General features: G+C 36.0%; 21 protein-coding genes. 9 read left to right on the top strand and 12 right to left on the bottom strand.

The genetic code is table 11. The features are described 5' to 3' along the window. Nucleotides 1-149 precede the first annotated feature (149 nt). The 3 genes from P2086_RS01995 to P2086_RS02005 form a co-directional block, all read right to left on the bottom strand. Nucleotides 150-431, bottom strand: coding sequence for an HU family DNA-binding protein (locus P2086_RS01995; protein WP_317898756.1), 282 nt, complete (start codon nt 429-431; stop codon nt 150-152). A 207-nt stretch (nt 432-638) separates the two neighbouring features. Then, nucleotides 639-1,595, bottom strand: coding sequence for a methionyl-tRNA formyltransferase (gene fmt, locus P2086_RS02000; RefSeq protein WP_317898757.1), 957 nt, complete (start codon nt 1,593-1,595; stop codon nt 639-641). Between the two features lie 63 nt (nt 1,596-1,658). Then, nucleotides 1,659-3,857 (bottom strand): T9SS type A sorting domain-containing protein, encoded by a 2,199-nt coding sequence (locus P2086_RS02005; protein WP_317898758.1) that lies wholly within the window; start codon nt 3,855-3,857, stop codon nt 1,659-1,661. Between the two features lie 229 nt (nt 3,858-4,086). Here P2086_RS02005 and P2086_RS02010 point away from each other — a divergent pair, with 229 nt between their 5' ends. Next, nucleotides 4,087-5,097 (top strand): NAD(P)/FAD-dependent oxidoreductase, encoded by a 1,011-nt coding sequence (locus P2086_RS02010; protein WP_317898759.1) that lies wholly within the window; start codon nt 4,087-4,089, stop codon nt 5,095-5,097. Between the two features lie 4 nt (nt 5,098-5,101). Here P2086_RS02010 and P2086_RS02015 read toward each other — a convergent pair whose 3' ends face one another. From P2086_RS02015 to gyrB, 4 genes are all read right to left on the bottom strand, one after another. After that, nucleotides 5,102-6,094, bottom strand: coding sequence for a glycosyltransferase (locus P2086_RS02015; RefSeq protein WP_317898760.1), 993 nt, complete (start codon nt 6,092-6,094; stop codon nt 5,102-5,104). An 82-nt stretch (nt 6,095-6,176) separates the two neighbouring features. Further along, nucleotides 6,177-6,983 carry a phosphatase PAP2 family protein gene (locus P2086_RS02020; protein ID WP_317898761.1) on the bottom strand — a complete coding sequence of 269 codons (807 nt, stop codon included), beginning with the start codon at nt 6,981-6,983 and terminating at the stop codon, nt 6,177-6,179. Then, the gene (locus P2086_RS02025) at nt 6,984-7,451 is read right to left on the bottom strand and encodes a DUF1801 domain-containing protein (RefSeq protein ID WP_317898762.1); all 468 of its coding nucleotides are present in this window, start codon (nt 7,449-7,451) and stop codon (nt 6,984-6,986) included. 11 nt (nt 7,452-7,462) lie between these two features. After that, complete coding sequence (gene gyrB, locus P2086_RS02030) at nt 7,463-9,415, bottom strand: DNA topoisomerase (ATP-hydrolyzing) subunit B (RefSeq protein ID WP_317898763.1); 1,953 nt, start codon at nt 9,413-9,415, stop codon at nt 7,463-7,465. 146 nt (nt 9,416-9,561) lie between these two features. Between gyrB and P2086_RS02035 the strand changes: the two genes are divergently transcribed. Next, entirely contained in the window at nt 9,562-10,878 is a 1,317-nt protein-coding gene (locus tag P2086_RS02035; protein ID WP_317898764.1) for a 1-acyl-sn-glycerol-3-phosphate acyltransferase, read from the top strand. A gap of 45 nt (nt 10,879-10,923) precedes the next feature. Then, entirely contained in the window at nt 10,924-11,769 is an 846-nt protein-coding gene (locus tag P2086_RS02040; RefSeq protein ID WP_317898765.1) for a DUF3108 domain-containing protein, read from the top strand. Nucleotides 11,770-11,821: 52 nt separating this feature from the next. Here the strand turns inward: P2086_RS02040 and kynU are convergent, their stop codons facing one another. Continuing rightward, nucleotides 11,822-13,105: a kynureninase gene (gene kynU, locus P2086_RS02045; protein WP_317898766.1), complete on the bottom strand. Its 1,284-nt coding sequence runs from the start codon at nt 13,103-13,105 to the stop codon at nt 11,822-11,824. A 117-nt stretch (nt 13,106-13,222) separates the two neighbouring features. Between kynU and P2086_RS02050 the strand changes: the two genes are divergently transcribed. Next, nucleotides 13,223-15,877, top strand: a complete 2,655-nt coding sequence (locus tag P2086_RS02050) for a T9SS type A sorting domain-containing protein (RefSeq protein ID WP_317898767.1) — start codon at nt 13,223-13,225, stop codon at nt 15,875-15,877. A 121-nt stretch (nt 15,878-15,998) separates the two neighbouring features. On the opposite strand, the gene P2086_RS02055 is transcribed toward P2086_RS02050, so the two are convergent. The 3 genes from P2086_RS02055 to P2086_RS02065 all read right to left on the bottom strand — a co-directional run bounded on the left by P2086_RS02055 (nt 15,999) and on the right by P2086_RS02065 (nt 17,698). Further along, nucleotides 15,999-16,358, bottom strand: coding sequence for a group III truncated hemoglobin (locus P2086_RS02055; protein WP_317898768.1), 360 nt, complete (start codon nt 16,356-16,358; stop codon nt 15,999-16,001). A 63-nt stretch (nt 16,359-16,421) separates the two neighbouring features. Further along, the gene (locus P2086_RS02060; RefSeq protein ID WP_317898769.1) at nt 16,422-17,126 is read right to left on the bottom strand and encodes a hypothetical protein; all 705 of its coding nucleotides are present in this window, start codon (nt 17,124-17,126) and stop codon (nt 16,422-16,424) included. Next, nucleotides 17,123-17,698 carry an RNA polymerase sigma factor gene (locus P2086_RS02065; RefSeq protein ID WP_317898770.1) on the bottom strand — a complete coding sequence of 192 codons (576 nt, stop codon included), beginning with the start codon at nt 17,696-17,698 and terminating at the stop codon, nt 17,123-17,125. The genes P2086_RS02060 and P2086_RS02065 overlap by 4 nt, the downstream gene beginning before the upstream one ends. Nucleotides 17,699-18,095: 397 nt before the next feature. Here P2086_RS02065 and P2086_RS02070 point away from each other — a divergent pair, with 397 nt between their 5' ends. From P2086_RS02070 to P2086_RS02090, 5 genes are all read left to right on the top strand, one after another. Further along, nucleotides 18,096-19,067: a ribonucleoside-diphosphate reductase small subunit gene (locus P2086_RS02070; protein ID WP_317898771.1), complete on the top strand. Its 972-nt coding sequence runs from the start codon at nt 18,096-18,098 to the stop codon at nt 19,065-19,067. Between the two features lie 228 nt (nt 19,068-19,295). Continuing rightward, nucleotides 19,296-21,713, top strand: a complete 2,418-nt coding sequence (locus P2086_RS02075; protein WP_317898772.1) for a ribonucleoside-diphosphate reductase subunit alpha — start codon at nt 19,296-19,298, stop codon at nt 21,711-21,713. A 459-nt stretch (nt 21,714-22,172) separates the two neighbouring features. Continuing rightward, the gene (locus tag P2086_RS02080) at nt 22,173-22,997 is read left to right on the top strand and encodes a type I restriction enzyme HsdR N-terminal domain-containing protein (RefSeq protein WP_317898773.1); all 825 of its coding nucleotides are present in this window, start codon (nt 22,173-22,175) and stop codon (nt 22,995-22,997) included. 477 nt (nt 22,998-23,474) lie between these two features. After that, entirely contained in the window at nt 23,475-23,921 is a 447-nt protein-coding gene (gene tnpA / locus P2086_RS02085) for an IS200/IS605 family transposase (RefSeq protein WP_317898774.1), read from the top strand. 123 nt (nt 23,922-24,044) lie between these two features. Then, nucleotides 24,045-24,887, top strand: a complete 843-nt coding sequence (locus P2086_RS02090) for a T9SS type A sorting domain-containing protein (RefSeq protein ID WP_317898775.1) — start codon at nt 24,045-24,047, stop codon at nt 24,885-24,887. Nucleotides 24,888-24,890: 3 nt separating this feature from the next. On the opposite strand, the gene P2086_RS02095 is transcribed toward P2086_RS02090, so the two are convergent. Then, entirely contained in the window at nt 24,891-26,306 is a 1,416-nt protein-coding gene (locus P2086_RS02095; RefSeq protein ID WP_317898776.1) for an aryl-sulfate sulfotransferase, read from the bottom strand. Nucleotides 26,307-26,368: the final 62 nt, after the last annotated feature.

Raw genomic sequence — 26,368 nt, forward strand, 5'->3', positions numbered from 1 at the left:
CTGCTATCTTATAGATAACCTAAGGTCGGATTCTGAAAGCACATCCGTCTCTCAGAATAATTTGCGTCATTTATTTACAAGAACCCTTAAATTAAAGCAAAAGGGACTATCCAAATGGATAGTCCCTTTTAATAAATTGTGTTTGCTAATTATTTAGATTTGTTAACAGTACCAGCTAAATCAGAACCAGCTTTAAATTTTACTACTTTCTTAGCAGCAATTTTAATTTCTTTACCTGTTTGAGGATTACGTCCAGTACGAGCTGCGCGTTTAGCAACGGAAAAAGAACCGAAACCAACTAAACCAATACGGTCTCCTTTTTTTAAAGCTTTGTGAATAGCTTCAATTGTAGAATCTAAAGCGCGACCTGCGTCAGCTTTTGTTAATTTTGAACCAGATGCAATTGCATCAATTAATTCTGCTTTGTTCATTTTAAATTTAATTTTAGGGTTAAACAATTATTGTGTCACAAACATAATAGCTTAAAGCACGTTTGTCAAGTGCTAAGAAGCGAAAAACGTCCGTTTTGTTGATAAATTAGCGTTTTGTTAATAAATGCAGGCTGCATCTGGCCTATAACAAGGATTTGAAATACACTTCTATCGAAAATAAAATAATCTAACGGACTGACACTAATCTCAAAAAAAAATTGTGTCGTCCTCAATTTTAAATCCCCGTAAAAAATCCTGCACTTTCATTCTTTTTTTTCCTTGTAACTGAAGATCTGTGATTTCAATAAATCCTCGTTTGCAAAAAACTCTCATAAAAGTCTTATTGTCAGTTGCTAGAGAACCGTTAGCTTCATTATGAGTAAAATTTTCAAAAGTCGCATAAAATATTTTTACTAACTGTGGTGTTCCTGACCCTGTCCTTATCTCTGAATAAGCCGTAGGAAAAGGACTAAGGCCTCTTATAAGATTATAAATATTCACATTTGTATCGTTCCAATTTATTTTACAAGTTTCTTTAAATATTTTTGGTGCATGGCATACATCATGATCATCCTGTGCTATAAACTCCAATTCAACATTTTCATTAATGCTTGTTTGAATAGCTTTAACTGTTTTAACAACCAATGCAGCTCCTTTGATCATGAGAGTATCGTGTAAATCACCAGCTGTTGTTGTATTGGAAATTTCAACTTCTTCGTTAAATAAAATATTACCTGTGTCTATTTCTTGCTTTAGCTTGAAGGTAGTTACGCCAGTTTTATTTTCTCCATTTATAATAGCCCAATTAATTGGGGCTGCTCCTCTATATTTTGGCAGAAGAGACCCATGAAGATTGTAAGTTCCATGCTTCGGTAGATTCCAAACAATTTCAGGTAACATTCTAAACGCCACCACAATCTGAAGGTCGATGTTTAATTTCTCCAATTCTGAAATAAATGTTGGTGATTTTAATTTCTCTGGCTGAAGTAGTTTTAAGTTATTCTCAAGTGCGTATTTCTTAACTGCCGATTGATGCAACTGCTGACCTCTTCCTGCTGGTTTATCAGGCGCTGTTACAACCGCAACAACATTGTAATCATTCTTTAAGAGAGCTTCGAGACTTGCGACCGCAAATTCAGGAGTGCCCATAAATACTATACGCATAATATGTATTAATAAAAAAGCCGCTTCAATTATATGAAGCGGCTTTTAAAAAATTCTGAACAATTATTCAATAACAATTTTCTTAGTTACTCTCTCATTGTTTGATTCAACAGTAAGAAAATAAACACCTTTTGCTTTTCCAGCAAGGTTAATTGTTGTCACTTCCTGAGAGCTTTTATATGATTTATCTTCATATACTACAGAACCTAAAAGATTAGTTAACTTCACTTTGTAATTCTCGTTTGATGGAGGAACAACGATGTTTACTTGTTCGTGGGCAGGATTAGGGAAGATAATCAAATTTTCGCTAAGATTGGCTCCTTCATTAATTCCAGTACAAGGGCTAAGTGTTATTACTTTTGTAACACTTGTAACACCTGAAGGGTTTTTCACCTTCATAGTAACAGTATATGTACTAATTGTGCCGCTTATTGTAACCTTGGTTAAATTTGCTGAGTAATATCCTGGCAATGGACTAACACCTGAAGCAGGAGAAAAGCTCCAAGTATATGTAAAGCTGCTACCTGTTGCACCTGAAGGATTACTAACTGAACTACTTGTTGCAAATGTTTTAATAGGAGCACAAAGAACCTCTGGCATATCGAAATCAGCAATTGGAAGACAAGGAATAACACTTACGGTTTGAGTTGTCTGAGTAGTTCCAGAAGGATTTGACACGAATAAAGTAACTGAGTATATACCTGGGCTTCCAATTTGAATATCAGGAGTTAAACCTGAAGCAGGGGTTAATGTTACATTATTAGAAGGAGAAACAGACCATAAATACCCTGGAGCAGGAGCGCCAGTACTAGTATTTCCTGGGCTGAAAGAGAAACCTGTGCAAGCAGAAGTAGGTAATGTAAACGTTGCAACAGGCGCTGTACATGCTGTTACATTTACTACCCAAGTCGTAATATTTGAACCAACTGTATTTGTTGCAGTAAGAATAACACTGTAAGTACCAGCAGTATTAAAAGTAATAGTTGGAGCTGAAGCAGTTGGACTTGATAAAGTAGCCCCAGCAGGTAAAACTGACCAACTGTAACTTAAAGCTGGAGATCCGATTGATGTATTTACTGGAATAACAGTTGATGTACCTGATAAACAAAGTGTAGCTGGTAAAGCGAAAGCAGCAGAAGGAGAAACCGTGCCGCTTAATGCACCTGAAAACTTCCAAATATCTGTTATTGGTGTAGGGTTTTGCGGAACATCTAATCCTCCAGCCCAGCCAGTAGTACCATTTACGAAATCACCTGTAATATATGCTATTCCAGTGCTACCAAAGTCTGTCCAAGACAATCCATTGTCATTTGAATAAGATATAAATCCTGTTGTACTATTAGCATTGAAAGAAACTAAATTTCCTGTTCCTGGTACAGGAACAACATCAGTTGGACCCAAATTAGCTGAAAGCGGGGAAATTTGTGCCCAATTTTGGCCACCGTCGTAAGTGTTCCATAATTCAAGAGTAGCCCCCGAATTTACCATGTAAACAACCCCATTTAAAGGACTTGAAAAAGCAATTTCAGTAATCGTATTTGTTACCGGTCCAATACCTGTAACACTATAAGATATTCCAGCGTCTACTGAATGAAAAATTCTATTGCTATTTGTTCCAAACCAAAGGTTTGATGAACCAACTTTAGCGTATAAATTTACAATTGCAAATTCTCCCGAGTTTGGATTAGGAATATTTGCCCCTGGAGTCATTGCCCATGTTAAACCACCATCAGTAGTTCTCCAAAGTTCAAATTCTCCATTAACAGGATCGCCATTTGCTATACCTACTGAAGGCGTCAAAAAAGTTACCCAATTGGCGAAAGCTGCAGTGTTTGTAAACATACCAGGCGCACTCATATTTACCCAATTTGCTCCTCCATTAATGGTTCTATGAATAGCACCCATTCCCTGAACACCCTTCATATAGGCGCTAACCCAAGCTGTATTTGCATCTATTCCCTCTAAATTAGCAATAATAAAAGTATTGGTATCGCTGTATACGTTACCACCTGCAAACAAAGCGCCACCATTGATACTGCGTGAATACCAGTTATAATTTCTACTAAATCCAGTATTTCCATAATCCTTACCGATAACCCAAATGACATTTGCGTCAACAGCATCCATGAATTTAACTCCCGAATTTAATACAGAAGTTGGAAATATAGCGTTCTGGTTTGTTGACCAGGCTGCCGCAGGCACCTGCGCAAACGTAGTACTCAGGGTTAGGGCTGCAAAAATTGACAGTAGTTGTTTTTTCATTTCTTTCTAAATTTATTTTTAATTTGATAAAAATACTGAATTTTATTTACACTTATTTAAAAAATACGGTTTTAACAGTAATTTGCCTTTTATCTGGTTCGTTCTATTTTTTATGTGGTTAAAAAATTAGTTTGTTCAATTCGACATATTAGCTTAACTAAGATATTCGTTGAAAAAATTTCGGATTGTTCATATTTTAAAAATAAGCTACATTTGCAAAAAATTTTTAATGATTACTACAGATCTAATTATTGTTGGTGCAGGGCCGGTTGGATTATTTGCGATTTTTGAAGCAGGTCTTTTAAAAATGCGCTGCCATTTAATTGATTACCTCCCTCAAATTGGAGGGCAGCTATCTGAAATCTATCCAAAAAAACCTATTTACGATATTCCAGGATACCCATCAGTATTAGCTCAAGAACTGATTGATAATTTATTAAAACAAGCCGAACCATTTAAGCCAAGTTTTACTTTAGGAGAAAGAATTGAATCTCTTGAAAAAAGAGGCGATAGAGATTTCTTAATTACAACCAACATGGGCACACAAGTTGAAGCAAAGGCAGTTGTAATTGCCGGCGGACTTGGTTGCTTTGAGCCACGTAAACCAGAAATTACTGATCTCGAAAAATTTGAAAATGGGAAAGGAGTGAATTATATGATTTTAGATCCTGAAAAATACAGGGATCAAAAGATGGTGATTGCAGGCGGTGGAGATAGCGCTTTAGACTGGACTATTTTTTTAAGTGATGTTTGCAGTGAACTAACGCTTGTGCATAGAAGTGAAAGTTTCCGAGGTGCGCCAGATAGCGTTAACAAGGTAATGGATTTGGCAGAAAAGGGAAAAATAAAATTACTTTTAAATACAACAATAGGCTCCATTTCGGGAGAAGGGAAACTTGAAAAAGTTGAAACGCTTAACACCAAAACTCAGGAGAAAAACAGTATCATGGCTGATCACCTTATTCCATTATTTGGATTGAGTCCTAAATTAGGACCTATCGAAAATTGGGGTTTAAATCTTGATAAAAATGCCATAGAAGTTAATACCGATGATTATAGCACAAACGTTGAAGGCGTTTACGCAATAGGAGATATTAATACTTATAAAAATAAATTGAAATTAATTTTGTGTGGTTTTCACGAAGCGGCCTTAATGAGTCACAGTGCTTATAAGTATATTAACCCAGGTGTAAAATACACTATGAAATATACAACTGTGCAAGGGGTAAATGAATTTTAACTATCTAGAAAACTTGATGTAAGTCTTCGGTTATTTCTCTCTGTAGTACCTTTTTGCATTTAAATTTCTTTTCAAAGTAGTCAGCAAGATACTCCTGCTCTGTTTGTCCAGGTGTTGGTATCAAAATAATATTTTTCTTATTCAACAAGTATAAATCCATCAAAGTGCTATAGCCACTTCGGCATATAACGGTTTCTGAATTGACGATTAAGCTCTGTAATTTTTCTCCGAAACAAAAATTAATAAGTCTGATGTTCGTGCTTTTATTCGTTATTTTCGAATTACTTCCACGTACAAAAACAATTTTTTTATTTGAGTCTTTGAATTTTTCGAGTAGACAATTTTCTAAAATTGTTCTTTGTGGTTCAACTCCCGAAAGCAAAATTAAATAGTCGTATTTTTCAGAATTACTATTTGAAGTTTGAAAATTCGTAAGGGCACTTTGTGGACCAATGTATTTTACAGGAGTTTTAATTCGGCTTGAATCGCTTAACTCACCTGATAACCGAAGTTTTGGATCTTCAAAATCTGGTACCCACACTTCGTTAAATTTGTGAATGTAGTTTCTGTTTATGTTGTTAGCAATCGACGAGAAAAAAGGTGTTTTTACATTTAATTGGTGGGTAATAAAAATGGAATGCACGAATGGATGTGATAAACCAAAACGGTTGTCACTTATTATAAGATCAATTTTATAACGGTCAACAATTTTTTCAAGTTGTTTTTTCTCTTCACGAATTGTTCGCTTAATTTTTGGCCATTGAAGAAGTAATTTTATCCAAAGAGGAAGACGTTTTGAATACGCTATTTTATAAGAAGGCACTTCTACTTTTTGAAGTTTTGGAAAATACCGATCGAAAAAAAAAGAAGTTAGTGGTGTTGTTCCAATAATAACAGTGTTGTTTTTAGATAGATCTTCAATAAGCCGTACGCATCTACTGGCGTGACCTAAGCCCCAATCGATCGGAGAAATAAATATGGTTTTACTTACAAACAAAAACACTTATCCAAGGTATGAATAATTTGTGGCATTATTTATCGGCAAATTTGTAGACTATGCAATAAGAAAACGCAAAAAATCAGTTTAAATTCCAAACTACCGAAAGTCCGGTTCTATTATTTTGAAAAAAAGGCAATATGGTAACATCATTTTGTTTTTTGTTTTTGTGTAAAAAAGGAACAAAATATCCCACCAAAGAACCAACGGCGGCACCCACTAAAACATCAGTAGGAAAGTGTGCGCCTGATCTGTAACGCATAAACCCAACAGTACTTGCTGCAAGCAAAGAGCCGCCCCACACAAAAGGTTTATACTTTGAATTGGGGTAATAACTAGAATAGACTGTTGAGAAAAAAACCGCGGAGGAAAAAGCTAATGTGGTATGCCCGGAAAAAAAAGAACGTTTTGCTTCGGCGGTCAATTTTTCTTCTAACGGCGCTTTATTACCATAGACAAATGGACGAACACGTTTCACACCTCCTTTGCCATAGGATGGCAAAAATACACCGAGAATCATGGTCTCAATATACATGACACTAATGATTCCAAATTCATTTCGCGATTTTTTTCCTGCTAATAATAAAGCGGGCGAAGCAATGCAGGTTACCAACGCGACGTCACTTATCCTTGCGTTGCTTTGCGAATAAAAATTGATAGCGCTTCGGTCTAAAAAATTTAGGTTGTTTTTATTTAACCTGCTGAGATCGTATTGCGTTAACGGCGTTACCTCATCATCCACAGCGGAGGCTGTAATACCAACAATAAAGCCTGTTGCAAACAAAATACTTTCTTTGCCCCAACTTAGCTTATAGGGAAATTGTGCGGTTGCTGTTTTGAAGAAATATGCAAATGGCAGAACAAAGGTAAATATGATTTTTTTTTTCAATTAGCTGCTTCTGTTTTTCTTTAGCTCGTTCTCATAGATCTCTATCCACTTTCCGGGAGTAAGTTTTTTTGATAGCTCTCCTATAAGTTTAAACGGAATTTGATCGAGTTTTTTAAAACGAACGCACGATTTTCCCATATCTAATTTAGCTCTGGTGTGTTTAGGATATTCGTTAGTAAACCATTTAAGAAGTTTCGGATCGGCATACATGCCCATGTGATATAACGCGACGAAATTTTTTTGAGAAGCAATATTCATAAATGGCAAAGGTAATTTTGGATCGCAATGATATCCCTTGGGATATTTGGAATGCGGAATCACATAACCTACCATGCCATACGACATCTCCTCTTTGAAACCTTTCGGTAAATTTTTTAAAATTTCTTTTCTTAAAGCTCTTAGTGCAGATTTTCTTTCCTCAGGAAGAGAATCGAGGTACTCACCTACTGTTGCTGCCTTAGATTGCATCTATTAAATAATTAAGCGTCTATTTTCGCATACTTGGCATTCTTTTCAATAAACTCACGACGAGGAGGAACCTCATCGCCCATAAGCATACTAAATACGCGATCTGCTTCAGCCGCACTGTCAATTGATACTTGACGTAAAGTACGGGTTGACGGATCAAGTGTGGTTTCCCATAATTGAATAGCGTTCATTTCACCAAGACCTTTATAACGCTGTACGTGCACGGAATCGGTTTTTTCGCCACCAAATTCTTTCATTTTTATATCACGTTCTGCATCGTTCCAGCAATAAGCCTGTTCTTTTCCTTTTTTTACCAGGTACAATGGTGGAGATGCAATATAAACGTGGCCTTTTTCAACCAACTCTTTCATGTGACGGAAGAAGAAAGTAAGTATTAAGGTTGTAATGTGAGAACCATCCACATCGGCATCACACATGATGACAATTTTATGGTAACGTAATTTATCAAGATTTAAAGCGCGTTCATCTTCTTTTGTCCCACGAAACACACCCAGTGCGGTGAAAATATTTTTTATCTCTTCGTTCTCGTAAATTTTATATTCTAGAGCTTTTTCTACATTTAAAATTTTTCCACGTAAAGGTAAAATAGCTTGGAAGTCGCGGTTACGGCCTTGTTTGGCTGTTCCACCGGCAGAATCACCCTCAACCAAAAACAATTCGCAAGCAAAAGGATCTCCGCTTGCACAATCTGCTAACTTTCCTGGTAAACCAGAACCATTCATAACACTTTTACGTTGCACCATTTCACGCGCTTTACGTGCAGCATGACGTGCCGTAGCAGCCAAAATTACTTTATCGACAATGGTACGCGCTTGTTTCGGATGCTCTTCCAAATAGTTTGAAAGAGCTTCACTAATGGCAGTATCCACTGCTCCAATCGCTTCGCTGTTTCCTAATTTACCTTTTGTTTGCCCTTCAAATTGAGGTTCCTGAACTTTAACAGAGATAACCGCAGTTAATCCCTCACGAAAGTCATCACCGCTTATTTCAAATTTTACGTTTTTAAGAAGTCCGTTTTTATCTGCGTAACTTTTTAAAGTACGTGTTAAACCTCTTCTAAAACCAGCTAAGTGTGTTCCTCCCTCGTGTGTATTAATATTATTTACATAACTCTGAATATTTTCGCTGTAGGAGTTATTGTACATCATGGCAACTTCAACAGGAATAACACCTTTGTCGTTTTCCATGTAAATAGGCTCTTCAATTATTTTTTCTTTTGCATCATCGAGATATAAAACGAATTCACGTAACCCTCCTTGACTGTAAAAAACTTCGGATAAAAACTCTCCGTTTTCATCTTTTTCACGCTCATCAACCAAAGTAATGTTTATGCCTTTATTTAAAAAAGACAATTCACGCATACGGTTTGCAAGCGTAGTGTAATTGTATTCGTGAACCGTAAAAATGGTAAGGTCTGGTGTAAAAGTTTGAATGGTGCCCCTGTATGAAGTATCGCCTATTTCTTTGGCCGGATACAAAGGTTTTCCTTCGCTAAATTCCTGTTTGGTAATTTTTCCATCACGGTGCACTTCAGTTATCATAAGCGAGGAGAGTGCATTTACACAACTTACCCCTACACCATGCAAACCGCCAGAAACTTTATACGTATCCTTGTCAAACTTACCTCCGGCGTGAAGCACGGTCATTACAACTTCCAATGCACTTATACCCATTTTAGGATGTATTCCTGTAGGAATACCCCTACCATCATCTTTAACGCGAATGGAATTGTTTTCGAGAATAGTTACTGTAATGTTTTTACAATGACCAGCTAAAGCCTCGTCAATCGAATTATCTACAACCTCATAAACGAGATGATGAAGGCCTTTAAAACCTGTATCACCAATGTACATTGAAGGACGTTTTCTAACTGCTTCCAACCCTTCTAAAACCTGAATATTATCGGCTCCGTAATTTCCTTTTTCTGCTGTAACTTCTGACATAAATTGCTCTATCTGTGAATTTTATATTATCCTTTAAATGTACTGAAAAATTGCCGGTTTTGAGTTAAAAAAGCAGCGAAATGTTACTAACAAAATGTTAAAAATCCTTGTGAAAAATTAGTTTATTTTTGCCTCAAAGTTTTTGTATGATTTGGAACACATTAAGATATCTTATTAGCTTCTTTTTACCCGTTTTTTATAAACGAACCCAATCAAAAAATATAAAAAACATTAAGGTAAAAGGGCCTGTCATTATTGCAATGAATCACCCAAATGCCTTTACAGATCCTGTTTACTTTTCTTACCTGGTTTACCCTCAACGCGTAAGTTATCTTGCAAGGGGGGATGCTTTTAGGCCTGGAATGATTGCTAACATTCTTGAAGGAATAGGCATTGTGCCTATATTTAGATTGCGCGATGGGGGCAAAGAAGGGCTCAAAAAAAATGATGAAACCTACCGTAGGGTAAATTACCTTTTAAGTAAGAATTCTAAGATTATTGTTTTTGCTGAAGGGCTTTGTGTTCAGGAAAGAAGGTTACGTCCGCTTAAAAAAGGTGTGGCAAGAATGGTTTTTGGCGCTTATGAGGCTATAAATTCGGATAAACTGATTGTTGTGCCAGTTGGTGTGAATTACAACAAACCTGACAAATTTAGGAGTAACCTATTCTATAATGTTGGCGAGCCAATTGCAATTAAGGATTTTATACCCGATTTTAAAGAAAATCAGGCCAAGGCTTATACCAAGTTTTTACAAGTACTCGAGCCAAAAATGAAAGAACTCATTACGCACATTGATGAACGTGAAAACGATGAACTTGTTTATCAGGTTGAAGAACTATGTAAAAAAGATATGATCAAAGCACACGGGCTTAATTATAGAAATTTAGATCATGATTTCGTTGTGTTAACAGAACTTACCGAAAAAGTAAATAAGGCGACCAAAACTCAACCAAATGAATTGTCGGAGCTCAGAACTCTTTCGAAGAATTATTTTCACAAACTCAAAAAAAACAACTTAAAAGATTGGTTAATTAACCCAAAACAAAATAAACAAGTAAACGCTTTTTCGTTATTGATAAGATCTCTCCTGCTAATCTTATTTTTCCCTATTCACTTAATTGGTTTAATTGGAAATTACTTACCATTTACTCTGACACATAAACTTACCGTAAAAAATATAAAAAATGTAGAATTCTATTCTTCCATTGCAATTGGCATAGGCATGTTTGTATTTTGGATTAACTACATCGTAATTTTCATAGGTATTTATATTTTTTCACCCACAGTTTTTTACCCTTTAATAATTTGTATTGTTTTAATCTTGTGTGGCTTTTTCAGTCTTTATTATAGACCTTTTTTCAAAAAAACAATTGGAATTTATACTGTTTTAAAAAACAAAGCTTTGCTTACGGAATTAGGAGAAGAACGGAAAAAGTTAATTTCCATAATTAACAAATTTTAGAAAGCTTTTCCTACACTGTGGCATACAATTTGCGTATTACATACTATGAAGTTGAGTAAACATATTATTTTAGTTTCTACGGTAATTGCTTTGGGTGTTTTATGTTCGGCCAATTTTAAGAAACAAAAAACACAAGAGCTCACAGAAGTAATTAATTCGTCTAATTCAGCGGGCCCACTTCCTGATCGTAAAAACACGGCCTTTAAAGAAGGAGAGGTTCTCACCTATCGCATGCATTACGGAATTATTAATGCAGGTGCGGCAATATTAGAAGTTAAACCTGATATCTTAACAGTTAACGGAAGAAGCGTTTATCATATTGTCGGAACAGGATACACAACAGGCACAGCTGATTGGTTTTTTAAAGTACGTGATCGTTACGAAACATATATGGACAAAGATGCCTTGTTACCTTGGTTGTTTGTGAGACGTGTAGATGAAGGAGGTTATAAATTTCAACAGGATTATAAATTTAACCACTACACAAAAAAAGTAGATGTAGGCAACGACCAGAAATTTGATATCCCCATGGGTATTCAAGATATGGTAAGCGCGTTTTATTCAGTGCGTAGTTTAGATTTAAGTAACGCAAAAACGGGCGATATCTTTTCATTGGATTGTTTTTTAGACAAAGAAATTTGGCCGCTCAAAATTAAATTTATGGGAAAGGAAATTATTGAAACCGATATTGGGAAATTTCGTTGCTTAAAATTCAGACCCATTGTTCAAAAGGGACGCGTATTTAAAAAAGAAGAGGACTTAAATGTTTGGATCAGTGATGATAATAACCACATCGTTATGCGCGCTAAAGCGGATGTTTTAATTGGCAGTGTGAAAATGGATATTACGAGTGTTAAGAATCTAACAAATTCGATGAGCAGGGTGAATTAGCGAGAATCAAGAGTCAAGAAACAAGATTATTTCTCGCCTAATTTTGCTTTTATCATAATAGCCGCTTCAAAATTTCCCCAAAGCGATACATGTCTTCAAAAGAATTGTAAAGTGGAATTGCGGCACAGCGAATAACGTTAGGTTCTCTCCAATCAGGAACAACCCCATTTTCGATAAGCGCGTTGTATAATTTTTTTCCGTAGCCGTGCGCAACAATCGATAACTGACAACCCCTGTTTTCTTTTGGAGTAATTATTTGAAGGCAATCCTTTTTCTGACTGCTAAGGTCGTTCACAATAAATTCAAGATACGCAAGTAGTTTCTGGCTCTTTTCAATTAGAGCATCCATACCAACCTCATCAAAAATATCCAGACTGGCTCTACACGCTGCCATGCTAAAAATTGGCGCATTACTCATTTGCCAGCGCTCGGCTGTTTGCATGGGAACAAAAGTGCTATCCATCAAGAAGCGCGTTTTCTTATCATGTCCCCACCAACCAGCAAATAAAGGTAGATCCAAATTACTTAAGTGCTTTTCATGCACAAATGCACCCGCTACACTTCCAGGACCGCTATTTAAATACTTGTAACTACACCAGGCGGCAAAATCCACATTCCAATCATGAAGCTGTAATTTAATATTTCCTGCTCCATGCGCTAAATCAAAACCAACAACGGCACCAGCCTTATGCCCTGCCTGTGTTATGGCTTTCATGTCAAAAACCTGTCCAGTGAAATAGTTAACACCACCAATCATTATGAGGGCCAATGAATCTTTGTTTTTCTCAATAGCTGCAAAGATGTCTTCTTCACGAATGTGATACTCACCTTCTCTTGGTGCCACTTCAATCAAAGCCTCTTCCGTAGAGTGTCCATGAAATTTTATTTGAGATTGTAAAGCATATTGGTCGCTAGGAAAAGCTTTTGCTTCACACAAAATTTTAAAACGCGTTTTTGTTGGTCTGTAAAATGAAACCAATAGTAAATGAAGGTTTACCGTAAGTTGATTCATCATTACTGTTTCTTTAGGCAGCGCTCCAACAATTTTTGCCATCTTATCTGTTAACAATTCGTGATACGAAAGCCAAGGGTTTTTTGCAAGGAAATGGCCTTCTACACCAAATTCTGCCCAATCGTTTAATTCCTGTTGCAAATAACTTAGAGTTGTTCTAGGCTGAAGTCCTAGTGAATTCCCAGTAAAATAAACAACGTCTTTCCCTTCATGCTGTGGAATTAAAAACCGTTTGCGGTAATGTTTAAGGGTATCGTTTTTATCGAGTTCCATTGCCGCGTTTAATGTGTTTTGGAACTCTGATTGTATATTAGATTGTGACATAATAAATTTATGAGCTATAAAAGTAGAAATAATGCTTTGAATACAAACCGTTTGTTTTTTTATTATATTTTTGTAATAGACAAAATCTCCCCCCTAATTTTTTAAAAAAACACTCAAATGCGTGCACTATATTTCAGTTGCTTAATTTTATCAAGTATACTAGGCCTCTCGCAATCCTTTGTGAAAAACAATACTGGTAAGGCTCTTACTTTTAAAGACATTCAACTTCAATTTGATCAGTTTAAAAAGACACACGATCTGTCAACTGAAAAACATTGGAAGTGTTTTAAACGTTACGAAATGGACATGCAGCTTCATACCAACGGACGTGGAGAGCCCGATGGTTTTGCCGATTTTATTACTGCTGCATTAGCCAATGCAAATGACAAAGAGTTAAGTCACGCAAAAACTAATGCAGGTGTTTGGTCTCCTGTTGGCCCAAATGTTCTTCCCAACAACCTTACAGGGTATATGGAAAATGGAATAGGAAGAGTTAATTGTGTTGCATTCCATCCTACAAACTCCTCTATATTTTATGTTGGCGTTGCACAGGGTGGCGTATGGAAAACCACTAATGGCGGTGCGTCTTACACACCACTTACTGACAATTTACCTATTACACGGATAAGTGATATTTGTATTGATCCAAATAACACAAATACTATTTACATCTCTGTTTGCGATTTTGAATACATTGGTTTTGGACTTTATTTAAACGGAAAAAAGCGTCACACACATTACGGTCTTGGTATATACAAAAGTACTGATGGCGGTTTAACCTGGAATCCAACAGGCTTAAGTTTTCAATTCACCAATGGAGACGCTTCACTCATGCGAAAGATTATTGTCAATCCTTCAAATTCTAGCGAGGTAATCGCATGCGGTGTTAGCGGTATGTATAAAAGCACCAACGGCGGAACAAGTTGGATTAAAAAATTAGATTCTCTTTTTATGGATATGGTTCTAGATCCTATAACACCAAATATCATATACGCAGCCACCGGTTGGGTGCAAAATTCAAACATGGGTCATGCCGGTATATATAAGTCAACGGATTTCGGTAACACGTGGTCATTGCTTAATACAGGTATTCAGTTTCAAGGAGTAGTTCAGCGCATCAGGCTTGCAATTGCCCCAAGCGATCATAATTATGTTTACGCCTTGTGCGCAGATAACACAGATGGTTTTTATGGAATGTATCAAAGTACAAATGCTGGGATTACGTGGACATACAAACCGCCCATTTTAAATATTCTAGAACATGGGCAGGGCAATGGATCTGGAGGACAGGGATTATATGACTTAGCGCTTTGCGTAAGTGCGACAGACAAAAACACTATTTATACAGGAGGAATAAATATGTGGGGTTCTTCAGACGGCGGCACAACATTTGATCCGGTGAGTCATTGGACTTTGCAATATGGCAATACATTTCATGGTGACATCCATTATATAGATAGGCAGCCTGGTACTTCCAATGTTTTTGTTTGTAGCGATGGTGGGATTTACAGAAGTTCTAACATACAGGTTGGAAACTGGGGGCCGTCCTGGCCTACTGTTTGGACAAAACTCAACAATGGCATGCAAATAACTTCTTTTTACCGATTATCCAGTTCAAAGAATAGTTCAGGTACATTAATGGCTGGAGCACAAGATAATGCATCTTTTTATTTTAATGGCACTTCATGGAGTACCATATTCGGAGGTGATGGCATGGACAATTATCTAAATCCAACCAACAACCAAATTATCATTGGCTCAAGTCAATATGGGAGTATATATTACAGCAACGATGGCGGTAATTCAGGGACTTTTGTAGGATCCAACCCGAATTCTGAATCTTCAGAATGGGTAACTCCCATTGTGGCAGATTACAATAGCCCTGGAGTAATTTATGCCGGAAATGAAAATGTAGTTAAGTCTACAGACGGTGGCCAAAGTTGGACTAGCTTAGGAACAATTTATACAAACACATTAAGCCAGTTAAATACAGAAATATGCGCCTTAGCAGTGGCTAACAGCAATAGTAATGTGATTTATGCCGCACGCAGAGTGCGCTACGAATACAATTTAAAAGGAATTATTTTTCGCTCCACTAACGGTGGTACTTCTTTTACAAATATCACCAACAATTTACCCGACACTTTATATTATACCGGAATTGAAGTAAATCCCAGCAATTCAAATGAGGCATGTGTTTGTATGGCCGGATTTGCTAACAACTGTAAGGTTTTTAGAACCACAAACGGAGGATCAAGTTGGACAAACATCTCTTTCAATCTTCCAAATATTCCAGTAAACTGTGTAAAATATTTATCAGGGACTGGGCAACTAATTATTGCAACTGACCTTGGTGTTTATATTCTTAATAGCGGCAGCAGTATTTGGAGTAGTTACAGTTTAGGTTTACCAAATGTTATAATAAGTGACATAGAGTTTAATCAAGCTGTAAATAAAATTTACGTTTCAACTTTTGGGAGAGGTATTTGGGAAACAAACTTAAATTTATTAACGGGTCTTCAAGAAAACAAGACTTTAAACCCTTTGGAATTCAAGGTTTATCCAACAGTTACTAAAGGCTCTTTTTTTGTTGAACTAGACGGTTTTTTAAAAACGCAAATAACTATTGCCGATGTTTTGGGGAGAGGAGTTTATTCAGGAAATCTAAAAGAATTTAAAACAGAAATCAAGCTTCAGGTTTTACCTGGAACATATTATGTAAAGATTGAAAATGAACAATCGGTTGGAGTTAAGAAAATTATTATTGAATAGCATTTTAAACTCAGAGCAACTTAAACACAGAGGCTCAGAGAAATCTAGCGGCGCAGAGTTAATTGTTATATAGCTCTGAACGTTGAGCTATAAATTGAGTATTAAAGTAGAATATAGGAAATTAAACCCCTTTTATTTTTTCCCATTTACTTTTAAAAGTAAACGCTAATACCGTTGCGCGTTGTTTAGCAAGATCTGCCTTTTCGCCGGAAAACAAAGCGTCAACATTACCGTTAAACACTCTTAGCCAATCATCAAATTGATGTGTCTTAATGGGTAGGTTAATATGTTTTTCGAAGACGTTGGTTGTATATCCTTCTTCATCGAGTAAAACAAAACTCCAGAAATGAACGATGTGTGGAATATGTTTTGGAAAATCGATGTGCGCAAAAATCGGTTTCATTTCTTCAAGTTGAAGCAGTTCAGAATAGAAGGTAGTGATGAGTAATTCAATATCTGCTTTAGAAGTAATGTCGTTCATGGGTACAAAAGTACTTTTCTTTTATAACCTTATTACATTAAAACGAGTAATAAAGAAACTGGATTAGTTTGGCCTTATTTCGACATCTCGCTCTTCCATAACAGGGGTAGGACGAATTTCCTGAAGCTTTTGTGTTTCAACGGCCTCGGCGCGACGTTTTGCTCTTCTTTTGGCCTTTGCCTCTTCGTCTGCGGCTGCATTTGCAACACTATCTATTGTTGTTTCAGAACTATTTACTGCGGACGCAGGATTTGTTATTGCAGGCACTAAATTTGCAACTGTAGAGTTGGAATTAGATTCTTGTTTAGAAAGTTCTTTAGGAGTTTCAACCACGACAATTGCTTTTTCTTCCTTTATAAGATCCTCGTTTTGTGAAACCGCCTGAACTGACTCAATTTCCGGCTTAGCTTTTTTTACTAAAACTGGGAGTGCTTTTTTTTCAGCTTGCTTAGGCTCTTCAGAGTTCATAGTAACAGCGTCAGTTTCTGGACTCTCCGACTTTTCCTTAACTGAAGTCTTTATACTCACAAAATTAACTAGAAGGAAAGAAAAAATAATTATTATGATACCAAATACAGATGGAAGAACAATGTTTCTGTTCATGGTAAAATTAAGGTTGGCAAACCTGTTCTCACGATGATCGCTGACTATTGAATCGGTGAAGGTTTCAAATTTTTCCCAGGCTTCTTCGCTTACTGCAACAGTGGCCTCTTTTAGCTGCGTACGCAGGTGCCTTTCATCTATTTCGTAGGTAAAATGGTTACTCATGCCTTTATCTGTTTTAAACTTTTTTCAATATTCTTCTGAAAATTAAATCTTGCTTTTTCTAAATTACTCTTTACGGTTTCTTCGCTAGATTCCAAAATAGCTGCCGCTTCAGATAAACTATGTCCTTCAATCACATGAAGGTTAAAAATAAGGCGTTGTGAGGGCACCATTTGCTGCAGGCTTCTTACCAGTGTTTCAGTATCTAAATGATTAAAATCAATCACCTCATTGTTTTCAAATAAATTGTAGTTTTTAGAAGTTGCATTATCAGTGGCATAAACCGTGCTTGAAACATAGTATTCGCTGCGAATACTTTTAACGTAAGCAACGCATTCCAGAATAAACTCTTTCTCAAAAAAAGTATCTAAAGTCGGGACTTTAGAATTACGCATATTTTGTAGCTTTTCAAAACAGGAATTAAATCCAAGGTTCAACACTTCTTCTGCCTGCTGCTGGTTTTTACAATACCTGTTAGCTATGGCAGCTAATTTTCCGTAATAAAGATGAAATACCTCTTTTTTAGCGGTTATATCATTCTTTTGAATGGCTGATATCAAGTCAGGAGAAGACATGAGTTTTAGTTGAGTGTTTCAGTTTAACGTAAAAAAATGCTAAAAGTTTCGTTTTAGATTCTAAGAACCTAAATGTAGGAGAAAAAATGGAAGAAAAAAATGCTAAAAATCAGGCATTCGCAGTGCTCACAAACACATTTTTACAATGGCAAAACATTCCCCATAAAAATACTTTCCATTCATACAACCTGTTTTTCTAATTTTTTTTTTAAATTTATTAGATTGCTGTAAATCAAGCTAATCATAGGTTATCACGTATTGTCAACATTTTGATAATGTTTAAAACTTAGCCCCGCTGTTAATTCATTTGTCTATCTATTGGCCTTATTTTTATTTTTATTTGTAACAGGAGATTAAGAAAAGATTAACAAACGGAAATAAATAAAGCATTTAAACTATGACAGAACCAATACTCGTCGAAAATAAGGACAGATTCGTACTCTTCCCGATCAAATATAAAGACATCTGGGAATTTTATAAAAAAGCCGAGGCGAGTTTTTGGACCGCTGAGGAAATTGACCTTGCTTCGGATAGTACTGATTGGAATAATAAGCTGAATGATAACGAGAAACACTTTATAAAGCATGTTTTAGCGTTTTTTGCTGCCAGTGATGGTATTGTGAACGAAAACCTTGCCATTAACTTCCTTAATGAGGTTCAATATCCTGAAGCCCGTTGTTTTTATGGCTTTCAGATTATGATGGAGAATATCCACTCAGAAACTTACTCCTTATTAATAGACACTTATATTAAAGATCCTGTTGAAAAAGACCATTTGCTTCACGCTGTTGACACGGTTCCTTGTGTTGGGGAGAAGGCAGACTGGGCGATTCGTTGGATTAATAATGGCTCTTTTGCTGAAAGACTTATTGCCTTTGCGGCTGTAGAAGGTATTTTCTTCTCTGGATCTTTCTGCTCGATTTTTTGGCTTAAAAAACGTGGTTTGATGCCAGGTTTAACTTTTAGCAACGAATTAATAAGCCGTGACGAAGGCCTGCATTGCGATTTTGCGTGTTTATTATATACTTCACACGTGAAACATCAATTACCAAAGGAACAGGTAGCTAAAATTATTGCCGATGCGGTTAGCATTGAGAAAAAATTTGTGGTAGACGCTATACCGGTTAAATTAATAGGAATGAATTCAGACTTAATGTGTCAATACATTGAGTTTTGCGCTGACAGATTACTTTTGTCATTGGGCTGCGATAAGCTTTACAATGCTGTTAATCCATTTGATTTTATGGAAATGATCTCGTTGCAAGGCAAAACCAACTTTTTTGAGAAACGCGTAGCGGAATATCAGAAAGCGGGTGTAATGAATAATAAAGAAGAGAATAACATATTTAACCTCGACGAAGACTTCTAGATTTTTAACAGTAGTCGGTTAAATAACCCCCTGTATTATCGTACCTTTATGTAGGCAAGACGCGGTCTAGCAAGGGAATTTTAGCCCCTAAAAGGTAGGAAAAAATACAGGAATATTAATTAACCGATGAAAGTTGGAAACATTAAAAAACTTAAGACAGGAAAAGAATAATTTGAAAGTACCTTGTAGTAACTAAAATAACTCAAAAACTAAAAAAACCAAAGGCGTATGTTTGTATTAAAAAGAGATGGCACCAGAGAGTCGGTAAAATTCGATAAAATTACCGCTCGTATTCAAAAACTTAGCTATGGCCTAGAGCCAATGCACGTTGATTCAATTCTTGTTGCAAAGAAGGTGATTGACGGTGTTTATGATGGTGTAACCACCAGTGAGCTAGATAATCTAGCTGCTGAAACAGCTGCGGGACTAACTTCCCGCCATCCCGATTACGCGCAATTAGCGTCGCGTATCGCAGTAAGTAATTTACATAAGAACACGATTAAGTCTTTTTCGAAGACGATCGAGTCCTTATATCATTATATTGATCCCAAAAATGGGTTAAACGCTTCTCTGATTGCAGAGGACGTTTATAAAATAGTAATGGAAAATGCACACACGTTGGATTCTTCTATTATTTATGACAGAGATTTTGGTTACGATTATTTTGGGTTTAAAACCTTAGAACGTTCTTATTTGCTTAAGATGAACAACCGTGTTGCAGAACGCCCTCAACACATGATCATGCGTGTAGCAGTTGGAATTCATAAAAACGATATTGAAGCGGCATTAAGAACTTACAATTTAATGAGCGAGCGTTGGTTTACACATGCTACGCCAACCTTATTCAACGCGGGTACTCCCAAGCCGCAAATGAGCTCTTGCTTTTTATTACAAGTAAAAGACGATAGCATTGATGGTATTTACGATACATTAAAACAATGCGCGAAGATTTCTCAAAGCGCTGGTGGTATTGGTATCAATATTCACAATGTACGTGCAACTGGCTCTTATATTAAAGGAACTAATGGAACCAGCAACGGAATTATTCCAATGCTAAAAGTGTACAATGAAACTGCACGTTATGTCGATCAAGGTGGTGGAAAACGTAAAGGTTCTATCGCAGTGTATTTAGAGCCATGGCATGCAGATATTTATGAGTTTTTAGATATTCGTAAAAATCACGGTAAGGAAGAAATGCGTGCACGTGATTTATTTACTGCACTTTGGATTCCTGATTTATTTATGAAGCGTGTAGAAGCGGAAGGTGATTGGAGCTTAATGTGTCCAAACGAATGCCCAGGCTTAAGCGATTGCCACAGCGAAGCATTTGAAACACTGTATACTAAATACGAAAGCGAAGGGAAATTCCGTAAACAAATTAAAGCGCGTGAATTATGGGCAGCCATTATTGAAGCACAAATTGAAACCGGTAATCCGTACATGTTGTTTAAAGATGCGGCTAACTCCAAATCAAATCAACAAAATTTAGGTACCATTAAATCTTCTAACTTATGTACCGAAATTATTGAGTACACCAGCAAAGATGAGGTTGCCGTATGTAACTTAGCTTCTCTTGCATTACCACGTTTTGTGGATGAGAAAGAAGGAACATTTGATCACGATAAATTATTTGAGATCACTTATCAAGCTACGTTAAACTTAAATAAAATCATCGACCGTAATTATTACCCGGTTCCTGAAGCGCGTAATTCGAACATGCGTCACCGTCCTATTGGCCTTGGTGTGCAAGGTTTGGCCGATGCGTTTATTTTAATGCGTTATCCTTTTGAAAGTGATGAAGCGAAAAAATTAAATTCAGAGATTTTTGAGACGATGTATTTTGCTGCTTTAACGGCTAGTAAAGATCTTGCAAAAATTGATGGTGCTTACGAAACATACCCTGGTTCACCGGTTTCAAAAGGAATTTTCCAACACGACATGTGGAATGTAAAAGCTAGTCCACGTTGGGAATGGGATGTATTGCGTGAAGAAATCATGAAATACGGAATTCGTAACAGTTTATTGTTAGCACCAATGCCAACAGCAAGTACATCGCAAATTTTAGGTAACAACGAATGTTTTGAGCCATATACAAGCAACATTTATACACGTCGTGTATTGAGTGGTGAGTTTGTAGTAGTAAACAAACATTTATTACGTGACTTAGTGAAATTAGGTATCTGGAACGAAGGTTTAAAAAACAAAATCATTGCGGCGAACGGTTCGGTGCAAGGAATTCCTGAAATTCCTGCCAACATTAAAGAACTTTACAAAACAGTTTGGGAAATTAAACAACGTACCATTATTGATATGGCCGCCGACCGTGGAGCATTTATCGATCAATCGCAATCGTTGAATTTATTTATTCAAGATGCAAACTTCGCTAAAATGAGTTCGGCACATTTCTATAGCTGGAAAAAAGGTTTAAAAACTGGTATGTATTATTTACGTACTAAAGCAGCGGCTGATGCCATTAAGTTTACAGTAGATCAAGCAGCTTTAAGCCAACCTACATTTGTGTTAGGAAACGAAGATCAGCTATTGGTAGATCGTGGACAATCGCATGTGTTAAGCTTTGAAGAAAAACAAGCGCAGTTAAGCTGTTCTCTGGATAATCCGGAGGATTGTGAGGCGTGTGGGTCGTAATAAATAATAAACTTGATAAAAGCCTCTCATTGAATGAGAGGCTTTTTTAAGCAATTAAATAAAAAAAGCGTAGAATAAATCTACGCTTAGATCTTAAGAGGTGTGGAGCGAAGTTGATTTCATTAGTCAACTTAGTTCTTAAGGCCACCTCGAGAGAAAAGGCTAGACAATAAAAAGTTCATTTACTTTTGAGTCTAGTCTTTTTCATTTTATACGTCAAAGATAAAACAAACTATATTCTTTGAGTTAAAAAAATAAACGGTTTATAAACAAACCAAAGTTCAGATTGACTATCAGTGCAATGCGTTATAAAGACGTTACTAACATAAAATTACGACTTTAAAACAAACCCTTTTTGTGAAATATTTATAAATCTAAGACTGTTGTCAATACGTATTTATACATTGGAATTTGGATGATAAATATCTTTTCTTACCTTTAATTATCAAAATAATTTTCATGGCAACAATTACCCAAAAAATTCACAGCCGAATTTCAGAAGGCTTAAAACGTTTCCAACCAATAGTAGAATCGGCTAAAATTAGAGATGTTAGTGAATCTGACACGGTTGTAATGCTGACAGGAATACTTTCTGAAATTTTGGGTTACGATAAATATCTTGATATTACCACAGAATTAGCGATTAGAGGGACTTACTGTGATTTAGCCCTAAAGATCGACGGAAAACTTTCGCTTCTTATTGAAGCAAAAGCAATTGGCATAGAATTAAAGGAACCGCACGTAAAACAAGTTGTTGATTATGCTGCAAACAAGGGTATTGAATGGGTGATTCTCACGAATTCCGTGAATTGGAGAGTTTATAAGGTTATTTTCTCTAAGCCAATTCAAAATGTTTTGGTTTGTGACGTAGATTTTCTGAAACTAAGGCCGAAAGCAAATGAAGATATTGAAAAAATATTTCTATTGTGTAAAGAAGCTGTTTCAAAATCTTCATTGGATGATTATTTTACACAGAAGCAAGCAACCAACAGATTTATGATTGGCAATCTTTTATGCGAAGATTCTATTCTAAACACCTTGAAAAAAGAATTGAAACAAATTTATCCAGATATTAAAGTAACGAATGATGAGATTAGATCTGTTCTAACAACTGACGTTATAAAACGAGAAATTTTAACAGGTGAAGAATCTGAAGAGGCAAAAAGGAAAATAGTAAAAGCAAATAAGAAAAAAGAAAAGATTAAAGCAGATAAAAAAGTAGAATCCGTACCGACCAATTCTGGCATTGAAATATTAGCAAAAACAGAGGATACTCAAAATTAATAGTAACCTTAAATAAATTTCTGCCTTTTGAATTTCACTAATTCAAAAAAATACAATTCCAATTTCACGTTAACACGTTTAGCAAATGGTTAAAACCATTCTGTGTTTAGGTGTTGCGCATCATAGTGTGAGGGATAAATCCCTCACACTATGAAGGGTATTGGTTTTGGAAAACCGTTTTAACGGTTTAATTGCAAATACGATTATTGATATATGCATTATTGTGGTGTAAATGGTTAAAACCATTTCGGGTCGCGGGTATTCCATTCATTGCGTTGGGATTAATCCCAACGCAATGAATGGATATGGTGCACAACCAAAACCGTTTTAACGGTTTATTACAAATGCTACAATTCATGGCAAGGGAATTTTTATTCATGATGTAATTTTATCATGGCAATATAACAAACGGGTTTTACCCTTCACAACGTTTCATCAATTCGCAAGGATTGCGCCGCATAAATCAAAAAACTCATTATGCCACAATCCTATTACAAAATTTGGTTGCATGTTGTATTCTCTACGAAATGTAGATTGCCTTTAATTGAACCACGTGTTGAAAGACAAATTCACGATCATATGCGCGAACAATTAATAGAACTGGGTTGTCCGGTTCGCATTATAAATGGCATGTCAGATCATGTGCATTTGTTATTCCTACACAACCCACGCATGACAATTGCAGACGTTGTGAAACAGGTGAAAGGAAATACTTCGCATTGGATTAACAAAAATGATTTAACGCAATTTAAATTTTCGTGGCAAGACGGCTATGGAGCCTTTTCGGTAAGCGAATCACAATTGGAGCGGGTTTTTCAATATATCCGAAATCAAAAACAGCATCATGCTAAAAAATTATTTTCGCAAGAGTACGATGAATTTATTGCAGCGCATGGCTTGGTTAAAGAAAAGGAAACGGCGTGACTTTAACAGGTTAAAATAGAAGTTGACAATTGAAAACTGCAATTTTCTCATTGCTTAGTACAACCGTTTAAATGATTAATACACTAAATTTGAATAAGCGTTACTATTTAGATCGCAAGAACTATGAAAAATTTATACCACACACTAATTCTGTTTAGTCTAATAACCGTAACTGGGTTTAAAGGAAAGAGTCAGATTTTAAATGAAAATTTTAATTTGGGCATGCCTCTAAATTGGAATCAAAGCCCTCCAGGTAGTTGGAGCTATAGTTCAAACCTTGGCACAGGGGGAAGCGGCTGCTTTTACGCCTATGAAGCCAATTCAAACTCTATAACAGTTAACGTTGCTACACCAACTTTGAATTTGAACGCCGTGACCAATTTAACGGTCAGCTTTCAGTTCGCATCTGTCGCAAATAATTTTGTAGGTCCAGACTTAGCTCTTTATTACGATGCAGGAGCAGGTCCACAATTTTTGGCGCGTTGGGGAAGCGGGTTTAATACAACAACTACCTATACGATAACTTACGGTAGTGATTATGTTCCACCACTCGATTCAATAAATATAAACTGGTATGCTTGTACCCACGCTATTTCTTCGATTAGCGGGGCTGCTGTAAAGTTTATTTTTGAAGCAGAGCTTGTAAACGGAGGTTATGCCGTGCTTGATAATATTGTGATTTCAGGTATTGTTCCGACAAATACAACCGGAATAGCAAACAATTCAGAAAATCAAACAATCACTGTTTTTCCAAATCCAACGCCAGATAAATATATTTTTATTAAAGGAGAAAACATTAAAAAAGTTTTTATTGATGATAATCTTGGTAAACACTTAAACTTTAATTACACTTTTAATCAAGAAGGCTTTGAATTGGACTTAAAAGATTTTGCTCGTGGCATTTACTATATAAGTATTGTGAAAGAAGGAGATGGTTTGATTTACAAAAAAATTATTCTGGAATAAATTTTATTTCCCAGTTTGCTTTAACTTAATATCACCTTTTATTTGACACGGAGGAATCAAAGAATCTAACACAAGCGGTTTGCCTTGAGTAAGTAAATGCGATTTTAACCCACTGTAGTTTGGTTCATAAAGTGTACAACGGAATACTTGATTACGTGAGTTCTCTTTTGTTTCCTTTATAATACCATTACCTGACACAGGATTAATATAAGTCCAAACTATTTTGTTTGTTTTATCAATTTCAAAAAACTTGCCATTTGCACCTTCGCATATTAAAGTGTTGCCATTTGATAAACGTTGCGCGCTAGAAACATTACGAGAGTAAAAATTAACTGGTATGCTATCGCTATATTTCCACTCCGCATCATCAGGTAAAAAAGCTTTTCCTTTTGTAAGATCATAAGTACCGTTCTTATTAATTGGTGTAACGATAACCTCAACACTTGAATATTGACCACCGGGTCTATCTAAGCCATTATTGAACACCATAATCTTTCCTGCATCTTTCAATCCATTGGCTATCCAAAAAGCACTGTGTTGATTAAATAATTTTTTGTCAACTACCGAACCTTGATTGTACGATTCAGGATTACCCCAGCGATATAATAGATCGCCACCCTTATTCCTTAATCCGCCGCTATGCGATGCTGCTTGCTTTATTGTAGTGCTATGATCAATAATAAATAGTTCGCCGAAATTTCGATTACTCACCAGAATTTGGTTGATGGCTGGGTTAAATACAACTGAATTAAAATGCAACCAATCTGGAACCGAAGCTGTTGAGTAATTAATGTTTATTAATTGTGGGTTTTCTGAAATAACACCATAATGTAAACCGTTAGTATTTACATCCTGAATTAAATGATCCCAGACACTCCATTCCCAAACTACAATGGCTGAATTTGTACCCACAGGCTTTAGTTCAATAATTTTCTCGTTCCATAATCCTTCACCAGCATACATTGAGTCTCTGCCCGCTTTAATAGCTTCTTCTCGCGACTTCTTTTCCCAAACAAGCATTAAAACATTTCCGTTTGGCATGGGATAAACATCATGATGTCGTCTTTCCCTTTTATTTGACAAGCTGTATTGCCAAAGAACCTTACTATTCCAGTCAAGTTTTTCTATTTTGCCACCGTCACCTGCAAACGTAGGTACAGAATCGGTGCAAGTTCTTAATAAGCTCCCGTTAGGTAAAAGATAAACGGATTGGCCTGGAATATATTTACTTTTCCATGAATGGATTTCATTTCCACACTTATCAATTAAATAAGTAGTTTTAGAATATAGCGGAGCAAATAAAACATATCCGTTGGTTGACTGCGTTGTTTGTTTTATTAACCCTGTTTGTTTTTGTGCATTAGCACTCAGGTAAATTGTAATAAGAAAAAGTAAAATTATTCTTTTTGTAAAACACATATTCAAAAAGTATAAAGATATAAATACATTAAACCTATTGTTGAAATAACAATTTTATTTAA

The sequence above is a fragment of the Aurantibacillus circumpalustris genome, from assembly GCF_029625215.1.
Classification (GTDB): domain Bacteria; phylum Bacteroidota; class Bacteroidia; order B-17B0; family Aurantibacillaceae; genus Aurantibacillus; species Aurantibacillus circumpalustris.

What these genes read in the sequence shown, in the direction of transcription:
- P2086_RS02070 (WP_317898771.1), top strand. Translation starts at nt 18,096, where the DNA reads ATGACAGAACCAATACTCGTCGAAAATAAGGACAGATTCGTACTCTTC.
- P2086_RS02080 (WP_317898773.1), top strand. Translation starts at nt 22,173, where the DNA reads ATGGCAACAATTACCCAAAAAATTCACAGCCGAATTTCAGAAGGCTTA.
- P2086_RS02050 (WP_317898767.1), top strand. Translation starts at nt 13,223, where the DNA reads ATGCGTGCACTATATTTCAGTTGCTTAATTTTATCAAGTATACTAGGC.
- kynU (WP_317898766.1), bottom strand. Translation starts at nt 13,105, where the DNA reads ATGTCACAATCTAATATACAATCAGAGTTCCAAAACACATTAAACGCG.
- P2086_RS02060 (WP_317898769.1), bottom strand. Translation starts at nt 17,126, where the DNA reads ATGAGTAACCATTTTACCTACGAAATAGATGAAAGGCACCTGCGTACG.
- fmt (WP_317898757.1), bottom strand. Translation starts at nt 1,595, where the DNA reads ATGCGTATAGTATTTATGGGCACTCCTGAATTTGCGGTCGCAAGTCTC.
- tnpA (WP_317898774.1), top strand. Translation starts at nt 23,475, where the DNA reads ATGCCACAATCCTATTACAAAATTTGGTTGCATGTTGTATTCTCTACG.
- P2086_RS01995 (WP_317898756.1), bottom strand. Translation starts at nt 431, where the DNA reads ATGAACAAAGCAGAATTAATTGATGCAATTGCATCTGGTTCAAAATTA.
- P2086_RS02095 (WP_317898776.1), bottom strand. Translation starts at nt 26,306, where the DNA reads ATGTGTTTTACAAAAAGAATAATTTTACTTTTTCTTATTACAATTTAC.
- P2086_RS02025 (WP_317898762.1), bottom strand. Translation starts at nt 7,451, where the DNA reads ATGCAATCTAAGGCAGCAACAGTAGGTGAGTACCTCGATTCTCTTCCT.
- P2086_RS02035 (WP_317898764.1), top strand. Translation starts at nt 9,562, where the DNA reads ATGATTTGGAACACATTAAGATATCTTATTAGCTTCTTTTTACCCGTT.
- P2086_RS02090 (WP_317898775.1), top strand. Translation starts at nt 24,045, where the DNA reads ATGAAAAATTTATACCACACACTAATTCTGTTTAGTCTAATAACCGTA.
- P2086_RS02065 (WP_317898770.1), bottom strand. Translation starts at nt 17,698, where the DNA reads ATGTCTTCTCCTGACTTGATATCAGCCATTCAAAAGAATGATATAACC.
- P2086_RS02040 (WP_317898765.1), top strand. Translation starts at nt 10,924, where the DNA reads ATGAAGTTGAGTAAACATATTATTTTAGTTTCTACGGTAATTGCTTTG.
- P2086_RS02010 (WP_317898759.1), top strand. Translation starts at nt 4,087, where the DNA reads ATGATTACTACAGATCTAATTATTGTTGGTGCAGGGCCGGTTGGATTA.
- gyrB (WP_317898763.1), bottom strand. Translation starts at nt 9,415, where the DNA reads ATGTCAGAAGTTACAGCAGAAAAAGGAAATTACGGAGCCGATAATATT.
- P2086_RS02055 (WP_317898768.1), bottom strand. Translation starts at nt 16,358, where the DNA reads ATGAACGACATTACTTCTAAAGCAGATATTGAATTACTCATCACTACC.
- P2086_RS02005 (WP_317898758.1), bottom strand. Translation starts at nt 3,857, where the DNA reads ATGAAAAAACAACTACTGTCAATTTTTGCAGCCCTAACCCTGAGTACT.
- P2086_RS02075 (WP_317898772.1), top strand. Translation starts at nt 19,296, where the DNA reads ATGTTTGTATTAAAAAGAGATGGCACCAGAGAGTCGGTAAAATTCGAT.